Annotated in this window: 11 protein-coding genes; 10 read left to right on the top strand and 1 reads right to left on the bottom strand. The window is 73.1% G+C overall.

Going from position 1 to position 12,691, the window contains the following annotated elements:
* Positions 1–433 precede the first annotated feature (433 nt).
* The 4 genes from ABZ484_RS30050 to ABZ484_RS30035 all read left to right on the top strand — a co-directional run bounded on the left by ABZ484_RS30050 (position 434) and on the right by ABZ484_RS30035 (position 6,484).
* Positions 434–1,864 carry a PP2C family protein-serine/threonine phosphatase gene (locus tag ABZ484_RS30050; RefSeq protein WP_358869071.1) on the top strand — a complete coding sequence of 477 codons (1,431 nt, stop codon included), beginning with the start codon at positions 434–436 and terminating at the stop codon, positions 1,862–1,864.
* Positions 1,865–2,093: 229 nt separating this feature from the next.
* Positions 2,094–3,572 (top strand): aminopeptidase P family protein, encoded by a 1,479-nt coding sequence (locus tag ABZ484_RS30045; RefSeq protein WP_358869070.1) that lies wholly within the window; start codon positions 2,094–2,096, stop codon positions 3,570–3,572.
* A gap of 62 nt (positions 3,573–3,634) precedes the next feature.
* Complete coding sequence (locus ABZ484_RS30040) at positions 3,635–5,140, top strand: PLP-dependent aminotransferase family protein (protein ID WP_358869069.1); 1,506 nt, start codon at positions 3,635–3,637, stop codon at positions 5,138–5,140.
* A 90-nt stretch (positions 5,141–5,230) separates the two neighbouring features.
* Positions 5,231–6,484: an MFS transporter gene (locus tag ABZ484_RS30035; protein WP_358869068.1), complete on the top strand. Its 1,254-nt coding sequence runs from the start codon at positions 5,231–5,233 to the stop codon at positions 6,482–6,484.
* Here the strand turns inward: ABZ484_RS30035 and ABZ484_RS30030 are convergent.
* Positions 6,447–6,899 (bottom strand): ATP-binding protein, encoded by a 453-nt coding sequence (locus ABZ484_RS30030; RefSeq protein ID WP_358869067.1) that lies wholly within the window; start codon positions 6,897–6,899, stop codon positions 6,447–6,449. The two genes, ABZ484_RS30035 and ABZ484_RS30030, sit on opposite strands and share 38 nt — an antisense overlap.
* Positions 6,900–7,245: 346 nt before the next feature.
* Here ABZ484_RS30030 and ABZ484_RS30025 point away from each other — a divergent pair, with 346 nt between their 5' ends.
* The 6 genes from ABZ484_RS30025 (at position 7,246) to ABZ484_RS30000 (ending at position 12,687) form a co-directional block, all read left to right on the top strand.
* Complete coding sequence (locus ABZ484_RS30025; RefSeq protein ID WP_358869066.1) at positions 7,246–8,115, top strand: hypothetical protein; 870 nt, start codon at positions 7,246–7,248, stop codon at positions 8,113–8,115.
* Between the two features lie 232 nt (positions 8,116–8,347).
* Positions 8,348–9,091: a YcnI family protein gene (locus tag ABZ484_RS30020; protein ID WP_358869065.1), complete on the top strand. Its 744-nt coding sequence runs from the start codon at positions 8,348–8,350 to the stop codon at positions 9,089–9,091.
* A gap of 90 nt (positions 9,092–9,181) precedes the next feature.
* Positions 9,182–9,832, top strand: a complete 651-nt coding sequence (locus tag ABZ484_RS30015) for an SCO family protein (RefSeq protein WP_358869064.1) — start codon at positions 9,182–9,184, stop codon at positions 9,830–9,832.
* Positions 9,829–10,308, top strand: coding sequence for a copper chaperone PCu(A)C (locus ABZ484_RS30010; RefSeq protein WP_358869063.1), 480 nt, complete (start codon positions 9,829–9,831; stop codon positions 10,306–10,308). The genes ABZ484_RS30015 and ABZ484_RS30010 overlap by 4 nt, the downstream gene beginning before the upstream one ends.
* 13 nt (positions 10,309–10,321) lie before the next feature.
* On the top strand, positions 10,322–12,352 hold the full coding sequence (locus ABZ484_RS30005; protein WP_358869062.1) for a copper resistance protein CopC: 2,031 nt from the start codon (positions 10,322–10,324) through the stop codon (positions 12,350–12,352).
* Between the two features lie 8 nt (positions 12,353–12,360).
* Entirely contained in the window at positions 12,361–12,687 is a 327-nt protein-coding gene (locus ABZ484_RS30000; protein WP_358869085.1) for a hypothetical protein, read from the top strand.
* Positions 12,688–12,691 lie beyond the last annotated feature (4 nt).

The following is a 12,691-nucleotide window of genomic DNA, read 5'->3' as shown; positions in this document are numbered from 1 at the left end:
CGGGCGTGGCGTGGGGTGGCGGAGCATGGCGTTTTGCTGTCGCGCGTTCTGCTCTCCGCCGCCGTCACGCGAGGATGGGGCACGGTCGTCGGTGGCTAAGACGCCCGGGTCCATCACCAGGTTCCGGGTGGCTCTCAACCACCCCTGGCCTTCTCCGAGTACGTACCCATCACGACCGCTGTGACGCTCTGTGGAGCAAACCCAGTCGACCGCAATAGACCGTTACCCGAGGCAGTTTCAAGCCAACTTGGTTGTTGCGCAAGGGGTCTGGAGGAAGACCCGTCCGGGCCCCTGACACCAGGAATCCCGGCAGGACAATGCTGGACATCCCCTCACGAGTGCGTGTACATGTGGAGACACTGCTGGCGGCGCAGAAGACATGGGGGTTTGCGATGCTTTCGAGCAGTACGCGCCGGTCGGAAAGCCGGACGCCATGAACGCCCCTCACCCTTCGAAAGTGGCCGGAATCGATTCAACGGTTCCCGCTCCCGCACACACTGTCCCGCCCGCTCCCTCAGCCCCGGGCGCCTCTCCGGCCGTCACCGCGCACGGCGCGCACTCCGCTCACACCCCGTACCCGCCGGGCGCCCTGTTGCAGGACCGGCTCGCCGGCTGGGTCTCCGATCTGACGACCCTGCACGAGCTGACCGAGCGGCTGGCCCGCACGGACCGGCTCGACGCCGCCCTGAAGGAACTGCTGCGCGCCGGTGCCGCCCTGGTGGGCGCCCGGCGCGGTCTCGTCGTCCTGGAACCGGACGACGGGCTCGGCCCCCGCACCACCATCGGGCTGGGGCTGGCCCGCGCCGATCTCGGGCACATCGAGACGGTGCCGCGCGGCGCGATGCCGTACGGCGCACTCCTGGACACCGCCGCGGGACTGCCCGGCGGCACCGGTGAGATCGTGCGCCCCGACCTGTTCGCCGAGGACGGCCTCGACCCCCGCCACCGCGAGGTGGCCGTCCGCCTCGGCTACGCCGCCGGCTACGCGCTGCCCCTGTCCACCGAGGCCGCCGGCCGCCTCGGCGCCGCCCTGTGGCTCTACGACGAGCCCGCCGAACCCGCCGAGCGCCCACGCCACCTCGCCGGCCTCTACGTCCGCTTCGCCACCGAGCACCTGGCGCGCCTGCTCGACTGCGAGCGCACGCGCGCGTGCATGGCGACGATGTACGAGGAACTGCTGCCCACCCGGCTGCCACGCGTTCCCCGGGTCCAGCTCGCCGCCCGGCACCGCACCGGCCCGCGCGGGGGCGGCGACTGGTACGACGCGCTGCCGCTTCCCGAGGGCGCGCTCGGCCTCGCCGTCGGCTCGGTCACCGGCTCCGGCCCCGGCGCGGTCGCCGCGATGGGCCGGCTGCGCGCCTCCCTGCGGGCGTACGCGGTGATGGAGGGCGAGGACCCGGTGGCCGTCCTCTCCGACCTCGAACTGCTGCTGCGGCTGACCGAGCCCGCCCGCTCCGCCACCGCCCTGTTCGCCTACTGCGAGCCGGAGCTGCGCCGGATCACCCTGGCCGGCGCCGGGCACAGCCCTCCGCTGCTGCTCGGCGGGCGGCGCACGGAGTTCGTGGAGACGTCCGTGTCCGCGCCGCTGGGCATGCTCGCCTGCTGGGAGGCGCCCAGCGTCGAGTTCCAGGTGGCCGCGGGCGAAACGGTGCTGCTCTACACCGACGGGCTGCTGCAACGCACCGGCGAGCCCGTCGACCGCGCCTTCGCCCGGCTGCACGCGGCGGCGGCGAGCGTCCCGCGCGCGGTGCGCCACGACGTGGGCGCGGTCGCCGACCACGTGCTGCGCACGGTCCTGCCGGACGGCCTGGACAGGACCGACGGCGCGGAGGACGTGGCACTGCTGGCGGCACGCTTCGACTAGGACTCCGCGAAAGGTGCACGGTCCGAGCAGCGTCCCCGGCGGTCCGAGCAGTGCGCCCCCCGGCCGTCCGGGCAACGCTCCCGGCGGTTGGGACGGTGCTCCGGCGGTTGGGACGGTGCTCCGGCGGGCGGTTGGGCCGGTGCTCCCGGTAACAGGTGCTGCCGCCTCGGGCCCCTTCCGTACGACCGTACGATGGGGGTGGTCCAGTGCCGTACCTAGGAGGAAGACCGTGTCGGAGGAGCTCACCACCCCGGAGACCCCGGAGAACGAGTCCGAAGAGCCGATCAAGCAGCGCAAGAACGGCCTGTACCCGGGCGTGTCCGACGAGCTCGCCGAGAACATGAAGTCCGGCTGGGCCGACACCGAGCTGCGCGACCTGAAGCCGGTCGAGCAGGCGGAGCACACCGCCCGCCGCCGCGCCGCGCTGTCCGCGCGTTTCCCCGGTGAGCGCCTGGTGATCCCCGCGGGCAACCTGAAGACCCGCTCCAACGACACCGAGTACGCCTTCCGCTCCTCGGTCGAGTACGCCTACCTCACCGGCAACCAGACCGAGGACGGCGTGCTGGTCCTGGAGCCCACCACCGCCCCGGACGGCACGAGCGGCCACCGGGAGACGATCTACCTGCTGCCCCGCTCCGACCGGGAGAACGGCGAGTTCTGGCTGTCCGGCCAGGGCGAGCTGTGGGTCGGCCGCCGCCACTCCCTGGCCGAGGCCGAGCAGCTGTACGGCATCCCGGCCTCCGACGTGCGCGAGCTCCCCCAGAAGCTGACGGAGGCCACCGGCCCGGTCCGCGTGGTGCGCGGCTACGACGCCGGCATCGAGGCGGCCCTGACCGACAAGGTCACCGGCGAGCGCGACGAGGAGCTGCGCGTCTTCCTGTCCGAGGCCCGGCTGATCAAGGACGAGTTCGAGATCGGCGAGCTGCAGAAGGCCGTCGACTCCACCGTGCGCGGCTTCGAGGACGTGGTGAAGGTCCTCGACAAGGCCGAGGCGACCAGCGAGCGCTACATCGAGGGCACGTTCTTCCTCCGCGCGCGCGTGGAGGGCAGCGACGTCGGCTACGGCACCATCGCCGCCGCCGGACCGCACGCCTGCACGCTGCACTGGGTCCGCAACGACGGCCCCGTCCGCTCCGGCGACCTGCTCCTGCTGGACGCGGGCGTGGAGACGCACACGTACTACACCGCCGACGTCACCCGCACCCTGCCGATCAGCGGCCGCTTCTCCGAGATCCAGAAGAAGATCTACGACGCCGTGTACGAGGCCCAGGAGGCCGGCATCGCGGCGGTGAAGCCGGGCGCCAAGTACCGCGACTTCCACGACGCCGCCCAGCGCGTGCTCGCCGAGAAGCTCGTGGAGTGGGGTCTGGTCGAGGGCCCGGTGGAGCGGGTCCTGGAGCTCGGCCTCCAGCGCCGCTGGACGCTGCACGGCACCGGCCACATGCTCGGCATGGACGTCCACGACTGCGCCGCCGCGCGCACCGAGACGTACGTCGACGGCACGCTGGAGCCGGGCATGGTCCTCACCGTCGAGCCGGGCCTGTACTTCCAGGCCGACGACCTGACCGTGCCGGAGGAGTACCGGGGCGTCGGTGTCCGCATCGAGGACGACATCCTGGTCACCGAGGACGGAAACCGGAACCTCTCGGCGGGCCTGCCGCGCCGCTCCGGCGAGGTCGAGGCCTGGATGGCGTCGCTGAAGGGCTGATACGAGTGTGAGGCCGGGCACCACAGGAGGTGCCCGGCCATTCACATGCCTAGGGGGATCTCGTGGACGTGCACCGGGACGACTTCTGGTCCGGTGTCGGGGTGGACCTGCATCTGGAGCCGGACGCGGCGGACGGCCGCCGGACCGGGCTCGAGCGGGCGCTCCGTGACGCCGTGCGGGACGGACGGCTGGCGCCCGGGACGCGGCTGCCCGCGACCCGGCGGCTCGCCGCCGAGCTCGGCATCTCACGGGGCACCGCGAAGGCGGCGTACGACCAGCTGGTCGCCGAGGGGTACCTGACCGCGCGGCAGGGCTCGGGCACCCACGTCGCCGCGCTGCCGGCCGTTGCCGCGGAGCAGCCCGGGGCGGCGGCACGTGCGCGTGCGCCCCGCTTCGATCTGCGGCCCGGCAGCCCGGACGTCGGGGCGTTCCCGGCGGCGGCCTGGCTGCGGGCGCTGCGCCGCGCCATCGCGACGGCGCCCTCCCTGGCGTACGACTACGGCGATCCGCGCGGCCGGATCGAGCTGCGCACCGCGCTGTCGGGCTATCTGGGTCGGGCGCGCGGGGTGATCGCGCCGCCGGAGCGGATCGTGATCACCTCCGGGTACGTGCAGGGGCTGGCGCTGCTCACCCGGGTCCTGGACGGCGGCACGGTCGCCATGGAGGACCCCGGGCTGCCCTTCCACCGAGAGGTGGTGCGGCGCAACGGCTTGAAGGTGGTGCCGGTACGGGTCGACGACCGGGGCGCCCGCGCACACGAGCTGGGCGAGGAGAGCGCCATGGTCGTCACGCCGGCGCACCAGTTCCCGACCGGCGTGACCCTGCACCCCGAGCGGCGGCGGTCACTGACCGACTGGGCACGCGCGCGTGGAGGGCTGATCGTCGAGGACGACTACGACGGCGAGTTCCGCTACGACCGCCAGCCCGTGGGCGCCCTCCAGGGCATGGCGCCGGGGCAGGTCGTGTACCTGGGCACCGCCTCCAAGACCCTCGGCCCCGCCCTGCGGCTGGGCTGGATGGTGCTGCCGCCGCACCTGGTCGACGCGGTGGCCGACGCCAAGCTGCACAGCGACCACCACACCGAGAGCATCGGCCAGCTGGCGCTCGCCGAGCTCATCGACAGCCACGCCTACGACCGGCACGTACGCGCCTGCCGGCTGCGCTACCGGCGCCGCCGCGACCAGCTCCTGGACCGGCTGGGCTCCCGCCATCGGGTGCGGGGGATCGCCGCCGGGCTGCACGCCCTGATCGACGTCGCCGACGAGGACGAGGTGCTGGCCCGCGCGGAGGCGGAGGGGCTCGCGCTCGGCCGCCTGGGCGACCACTGGCACGGACCCGGCCACGGCTCCGGTGACGGACCCGGCTCCGGTGACGGCTCCGGTGTCGGCTCCGGCTCCGGTGACGGCTCCGACTCCCGTCCCGGTGACGACTCCGCTCACGGCTCCGGTCACGGTGACGGCTCCGGCGCGGGGCGGCCCCAGGGGCTGGTCGTCGGCTACGGAACGCCCCGGGAGCGGGCGTATCCCGAGGCACTGGCCGTGCTGGCTAGGGTCCTTGACAGGGTGTGAGTCTTGCTGCCCTGTCCGCGCGAGTGGACCACTTGAACGGGTGGCCATTGGGTCTGCCGAGGGGTCCAACCTGCCTCTAACGTCGTCGCCATGACGGTCTCCCTCGTTCCCCCTCCGGGGCCGCAACGGATCCTCTCCCTCGCCCAGCTGACCAACTCGGTCGGCGACGGCGCCTACTACGTCACCTCGGCGCTGTACTTCACGCACATCGTCGGACTGGCACCCGCGCGCGTGGGGCTCGGCCTGACCGTCGCCTGGGCGGTCGGCTCGCTCGTCGGCGTGCCCCTGGGGCGGGTCGCGGACCGGCGTGGGCCACGCGGTACGGCGGTGGCGCTGGCGCTGGTGACCGGACTGGCGGTGGCGGCCTTCCTCGTCGTGCGCGGCTTCGTGCCGTTCGTGGCCGCCGCCTGCGCCTACGCCGCCGCCCAGTCCGGGCTCGCCGCGGCCCGGCAGGCGCTGCTGGCCGGCCTGGTGTCCGCGGCGGAGCGGACCGGGCTGCTCGCCCATCTCCAGTCGACGCTCAACGCGGGCCTGGCGGTCGGCGCGGGCCTGGGCGGGCTCGCCCTGAACACCGGCACACGGGCGGCCTATCTCGGCGTGTTCGCACTGGACGCGGCGAGCTTCCTGCTGTGCGCGGCACTGCTGCTGCGGGTGCCGTCGGTGCCCCCGGCCGCCCGGCACGCGCCCACCCGCCTCGCGGTGCTGCGCGACCGCCCCTATGTCGTCCTGACGCTGCTGAACACGGTCCTGCTGCTGCGGATGCCGCTGCTCAGCCTCGGACTGCCGCTGTGGATCACCGAGCGGACCGGCGCCCCGGACTGGGTGGTGTCCGCGCTGTTCGTGCTGAACACCGGCGCGGTGATGCTCTTCCAGGTGCGTATGGCGCGCGGAATCACCTCACTCGCCTCTGCCGCGCGCGCGGTGCGGGCTGCGAGCTGGGTGATGCTCGCGGCCTGCGCGGTGTTCGCCCTGTCGGCCCGCGTCCCCGCGCGGGTGGCCGTGGCCGTCCTGGTGGCGGGGGCGGTGCTTCAGGTGGTCGCCGAGATGGGACAGTCGGCGGGCGCCTGGCAGTTGTCCTTCGGCCTGGCGCCGGCCGGCCGCACCGGCGAGTACCAGGGCTTCTTCGGCACCGGCGTCACCGTGGCCCGCACCGTCGGCCCGCTGGTGCTGACCTCGCTGCTGGTGCGGTGGGGCACGCCCGGCTGGCTGCTGCTGGGCGGCGCGACGGCGGCGGCCTCGTACGCGATGGGCCCGCTCGCGCGCCGGGCCGCGCCGGCGGGCGGTGCCTCCCCGGGCGCCGGACTCGCTACACCGCCACCAGCGGTGCGCCGTGCCGCCACTTGAGGATCTTGTCGAAGCTCACCACCGCACCGCCCCGGCCCGGCTTGTTGCCGATGTGGACGTGGTCGGCGAGTTCCTGGATGAGGCACAGGCCCCGGCCGTGCTCGGACTCGGCGTGCGCGGCGCGGATCGGTGCTCTCCGGACGGCGGGAGAGAAGCCGGGGCCCGCGTCGGCGACCTCGATACGGCACTTCTCGCCGTCGAGGTAGGCGGTGACGCGGTAGGCCTCGCCGTCGCCGTCCTCGCCGTCCCCGCCGTGCTCGACGGCGTTCGCGCAGGCCTCGCTCAGCGCCACGGACAGGTCGTAGGAGATGTCGGGGTCGACGCCCGCGGTCTCCATCGTGCCGAGGAGCAGCCTCCGGGCGAGCGGCACGCTGGCAGCGTCACGCCGCAGATGGAGGGACCACCAGATGCTCATGCTCCAGCCTCCTGGCCGCGGCTCGACATACCGATACGTATTGCCCTTCGTGCCCAGCCGTAAGCACCGAGTTGACGCCGGACCGCTCGATCGGCGGATGCGGCGGGGGCGGAATCGGTGTATGCGCGGTCGGACGACGGCCCGAAGCCGACCGGGAAACAGCTGGAAGACCGCCGGAAGACCGCCGGTGGGAAGGCAGTCGGAGCGCGGTCGCAGGACAGTCGGAAAGCCGCCGGAAGACTTGGGACGCCGGGCCGCGGAGGACAGAGGGTGACCAGACGGACGTACCGCATCTTGTGGACCTGCCGTACGCACCATGGCCGCCCAGTGGGATGATGAGCGCGCCATGTCTGCCGCCCCCTCGCGCACGGCGCACGCCGCACGCGATCTCCGGATGCTGCGGGCCGCGGTGTTCGCCGCGGTCTGCGTCGTGCTGGCCGCGGCCGGTCACACGCTGGCCTCCTGCGCCACGGTGCCGCTGTGGACGCTGGGCGCGGGCTTTTTGGGGGCCCTCCTCGTGGCGGTGCCGCTCGCCGGCAGGGCGCGCTCGCTGCCGGGGATCGCGGCCCTGCTCACGGTCGGACAGACCGTGCTGCACACGCTGTTCGGGCTCGGGCAGCACGGCACGGCGGGCATGGGATCGTCCGGATCGACTCCCTTTGGGTCGACGTCCCTGGGATCGACCTCCTCGGGATCGGCGCAGGCCGTGTCCGACGCGGGGCTCGTGGAACAGGCCGCGCGATACGTGTGCGGCACGGGCCCGGCCGGCATCACTCCGGCCCGCGCGCACCGGATCCTCGTGGACGCGCACCTCTACTCCGGGCCCGCCCCTGGCACCTCGGCCGTACATCACCCGGCGGACGCCCTGTCCGCCACCGGTTCGATGGCCTCGCTGCTGCCGTCCCTGCCCATGCTGCTCGGTCACCTGCTCGCCGGACTCGTCGCGGGCTGGCTGCTGCGCCGCGGCGACCTCGCCGTGCTGCGGCTGATCGAGCTGTCGGCGCACGGAGTCGCGGAGGGCGCACTCGTACGCTCTCTGCGCGGGGCGCTCGCGCTGGTGCGCGCCTTGTACACGGGGCTGCCCACGGCGCCCGCGACCGGCCCGCGCTACGCGCGCGCCGCCGACACCTCGGCGCTGGCACCGCACTCCGCCACCCTCCAGCACACGGTGATCCGCCGCGGCCCGCCGGCCGCCGCCCTCGCCCTCGCCGCCTGACACGACGCGACCAGCACCCACGGGGACACAGAGCCGCCATCGAGCGGGTTCCGCCGAAGGGAGCGGCCGCCGTCGTGCGGCACGCGCGCGTGCCCGTTCCCGGGTCATCCGCCCCCATGCACCGGCGGTCACCCCTGCGCACGCGCCTGTCTCTTCACCACCGGCACGCACCGGCATCCGCCGACCGCGTCCGGTGTCCACCGGAACCCACTCGAAGCGGAGTGCACCTGTCATGAAGGCCGTCAGCCGCAAGACCACTCGCCTCGCCACCGTCGGCGCCCTCGCGGGCACAGCAGTCCTCGCCGTGTCCGTCCCCGCGTTCGCACACGTCACCGTGCAGCCGGAGGGCACGCCCGCCAAGGGCGGCTACGCCGTCGTCGACTTCAAGGTCCCCAACGAGCGCGACAACGCCTCCACCACCAAGGTGGAGGTCAACCTCCCGACCGACCACCCGCTGGCCTCGGTGATGCCGGAGCCGATCGACGGCTGGAAGATCGACGTCACCAAGTCCAAGCTGGCCAAGCCGCTCGAGATGCACGGCGAGAAGATCTCCGAGGCCGTCACCAAGGTCACCTGGACCGCCGAGGGCGACGGCATCGAGCCGGGCTACTTCCAGAAGTTCCCGCTCTCCATCGGCCAGCTCCCCGAGGACACCGACCAGCTCGTCTTCAAGGCGCTCCAGACGTACTCCAACAAGGAGGTCGTCCGCTGGATCGAGGTGCCGCAGAAGGGGCAGCCCGAGCCCGACAACCCGGCGCCGGTGCTGAAGCTGGCCGCGGCCTCGGACGGCGACGCCCACGGGGCGACCGCGCAGAACGCCACCGACGACTCCGAGCCCGCCGCCCAGAACACGACCGCGGCGTCGAAGAGCGGCAGCGACACCACCGCCCGCGTCCTCGGCGTCGTGGGCATCGTGATCGGCGCTGCGGGCGTGGCGTACGGCGTGTTCGCCGGCCGTCGCCGCACCACCGCCTGACCTGCTCGTCCGTGCCGCGTGCCGGGGCCGTGCGACGCTTGCGCACGACCCCGGTGCGCGCCGGAGATCTCACATCTGGGACATTTCTCTATGCGTAAGAAGACGTTCGCCGCGGCAGCACTGCTCGCCGCCGCCACGCTGACCCTCTCCGCCTGCGGGAGCGGCGACGACGGCTCCAAGACCGCCGCCGTCGTCTCCGAGGAGACCTCGCACAAGCCCGCGACGGTCCTCGACCAGCCGTTCGACAAGCCCGATCTGGTGCTCACCGACACACACGGCAAGAAGTACGACCTCCGCAAGGAGACCGCGGGCCGGCCCACGCTGCTGTACTTCGGCTACACCCACTGCCCCGACATCTGCCCGCTGACGATGAACAACCTGGCGGTCGCCAAGAAGGCGCTGCCCAAGGCCGAGCAGGACAAGCTGCGGGTCGTGTTCGTCACCACCGACCCCGGCCGCGACACCCCGGCCGAGCTCGGCACCTGGCTCAAGGGCATCGACGCCCAGTTCATCGGCCTGACCGGCGACTTCGCCACCATCCAGGCCGGTGCGCGCAGCATCGGCATCAGCATCGAGCCGACGAAGAAGGACAAGAACGGCAAGCTCGTCTCGGTGCACGGCACCCAGGTGATGGCCTTCTCGCCCAAGACCGACCGGGGCTATGTGATCTACGGCGAGGACGCCACCGTCGACGACTACACCAAGGACCTCCCCAAGCTCATCAAGGGGGAGAACCCGTGAGGCGCCCGGCGACCGCGGCCCCCTTCGTCATCGGCACCGTCCTGGCCGGAACCCTCCTGCTGACCGGGTGCGGCGGTTCGGCCTCCGCCGAGTCCGGCGGCAGGGCCGAGCTGTCCGTCAACTCCTCCTACATGCCCCAGCCGGTCTCGGACTCGATGGCCGCCGGTTTCCTGACGATCGTCAACAAGGGCGACGCCAAGGACGAGCTGACCTCGGTCACCAGCGACGCCGCCGGCGACGTCACCGTGCACGAGACCGTCGGCGGGGCGATGCGCCAGGTCGACCGTCTCGCCGTCCCCGCACACGGCCGGCTCGTGTTCCGCAGCGGCGGCAACCACCTGATGTTCGACGAGCTCAAACGCAGGCCGGCACAGGGCCAGACGGTCACGGTCGACCTGCACTTCGCCAAGTCCGGCGACCTCAGGGTCGAGATGCCGGTGAAGTCCGCCACATACAACCCCGCGACCGGACACTGAGGGAGGGACCACCTTGACGCAGACCACCGCCCCCCGCGTCCGGACCCTGGTACTGCTGCTCCTCGCCGTCACCGGCATGCTCCTCGCCGGTGCCGGACCCGCCTCCGCGCACGCCGCGCTGACCGGCAGCGACCCCCAGCAGGGGGTGGTGGTCGACAAGGCACCCACCCAGGTCTCGCTGACCTTCTCCGAGAAGGTCGCCATGAACGACGACTCACTGCGCGTCCTCGACCCCAAGGGCGCGCGCGTCGACACCGGGAGCCCCTCCAACGTCAGCGGCACCACCTACGCCGTCCGGCTGCACGCCGGGCTGCCCGACGGCACCTACACCGTCGCCTACCAGGTGGTCTCCGCCGACAGCCACCCCGTCGGCGGCGCCTACACCTTCTCCGTCGGGGCGCCCTCCAAGACCTCGGTCGCGGTCGGCGGCCAGGAGGTGGGCGGCGGGATCGTCGGCCTGCTGTACGGGCTGGGCCGCTACGTGTCGTACGCCGGCTTCATCGTCCTGGCCGGCGGCGCCGCCTTCGTCCTGGCCTGCTGGCAGCGCGGAGCCGGGGTACGGGTCCTGCAACGGCTCGTCGTCTCCGGCTGGGTGGCGCTCACCGCGGCCACGCTCGCACTCCTGCTCCTGCGCGGCTCCTACACCACCTCCGGGAAGGCCGGGGACGTCTTCGACCTGGACCTGCTCGGGCAGGTGCTCCAGACCAAGACCGGCGCCGCCCTCGTCTCCCGGCTGCTGCTGCTCGCCGCCGCCGCCCTGTTCGTGGCGGTGCTCTTCGGGGCCTACGAGAAACGGGACGACGAGGAGAAGCGCGATCTGACCTTCGGGCTCGCGATCGGCGGCACCGTGGTCGCCGCCGGGCTCGCGGCGAGCTGGGCGATGGCCGAACACGCCTCGGTCGGATTGCAGCCGGGCATCGCGATGCCGGTCGACGTCGTCCATCTGCTGGCCGTGGCCGCCTGGCTCGGCGGTCTCGTCGCGCTCCTGGTCGCGCTGTACCGGGCACCCGCGGACACCCCGGTCGAGGCCTCGGCCGTACGCCGTTTCTCCCGCGTCGCCTTCGGGTCCGTGCTCACGCTGGTCGCCACCGGCACCTACCAGGCCTGGCGCCAGGTCGGCACCTGGTCCGCGCTGACCGGCACCCGCTACGGGCAGCTGCTCCTGGCCAAGATCGGGCTCGTCCTGTTGCTGGTCGGGCTCGGCTGGTTCTCCCGGCGCTGGACGGGACGGCTGGCGCAGACGGCGGCCGGGGCCGTGGCCGTGGCGGAGACGAAGAGGCGTACGAGCCCTGGCTCGGAGGAGACGCAGGAGGCGGAGGAGACGCAGGAGGCGGAGCGGAAGGAGGCCGCGGCTGTACGCAAGGGTGCGACGCGCGCGGCGAGTCCCGCCGACGGCGACTCCGGTGGAACGCACTCCCCCGACGGCGACTCCAACGGTGACTCCGACGGCGACTCCCGGCGGGCCGCCCAGCTCGCCCGGCAGCGGGCCGCCATGGACGCCGCACGGCAGAAGCGGCTGCGCGACGCCGACCCCCACCGGTTCGGGCTGCGCCGCTCCGTGCTGACGGAGGCCGGTGTCGCCGTCGTCCTGCTCGCCGTCACCACCGTGCTGACCCAGACCGAACCCGGCCGTACGGAGGAGGAGGCCAAGGCGGCCACGACCTCCTCGGCGGCTTCCTCGAGCTCCTCCTCGTCCTCCGCGGGGGCGGTCACCCTCGACATGCCGTTCGACACCGGCGGCCAGAACGGCAAGGGCGTCGTACGGCTCGACATCGATCCTGCCCGGGTGGGCGGCAACGAACTGCACGTCTACGTCCAGCGGCCCGACGGGCAGGCGTTCGACATCCCCGAGGTCAAGGTCGCCTTCACCCTGACCGCGAAGAAGATCGGGCCGCTGCCGGTGGCCCCCGACCACATCACGACCGGGCACTGGGCGGCGAGCGGAGTGCAGATCCCCATGGCCGGCGACTGGAAGGTCGCCGTGACCGTGCGGACCTCCGACATCGACCAGGTGACCGTCACCAAGAACGCGCAGATCGGCTGAGCACCACCATGACCGACCAGTCCAGCCCGAAGACCGGCCCCAAGGCATCCAAGGGCGCCAAATCCGCCAAGTCCGCCACATCCCCCGAGGCCACCAAGTTCCCCGAGGCCGCCACGTCCAGGGCCTCCAAGGCCGGGCCCAAGGCGTCAAAGGCCACGGCCGAGCCGGCCGTCCCCAGCCTGCCCCGGCAGTCCGCCTCCGAGGAGAACGGCTCCCCCGCGGCGGGTGTGTCGCGCCGGCGGCTGCTCGGCACGGCCGGTGCGACCGGCCTCGCGGAGCAGATGAACGTGCGGTCCTCCACGCGGGCCACGTCCGAGGGGTCCGAGGCCGCGTAGTAGG

It is taken from the genome of Streptomyces sp. NPDC006393, from assembly GCF_040628575.1.
Taxonomy (GTDB): Bacteria; Actinomycetota; Actinomycetes; order Streptomycetales; family Streptomycetaceae; genus Streptomyces.
Note: the sequence above shows the minus strand (reverse complement) of the source record. Positions and strands in the feature narration are given on the sequence as shown.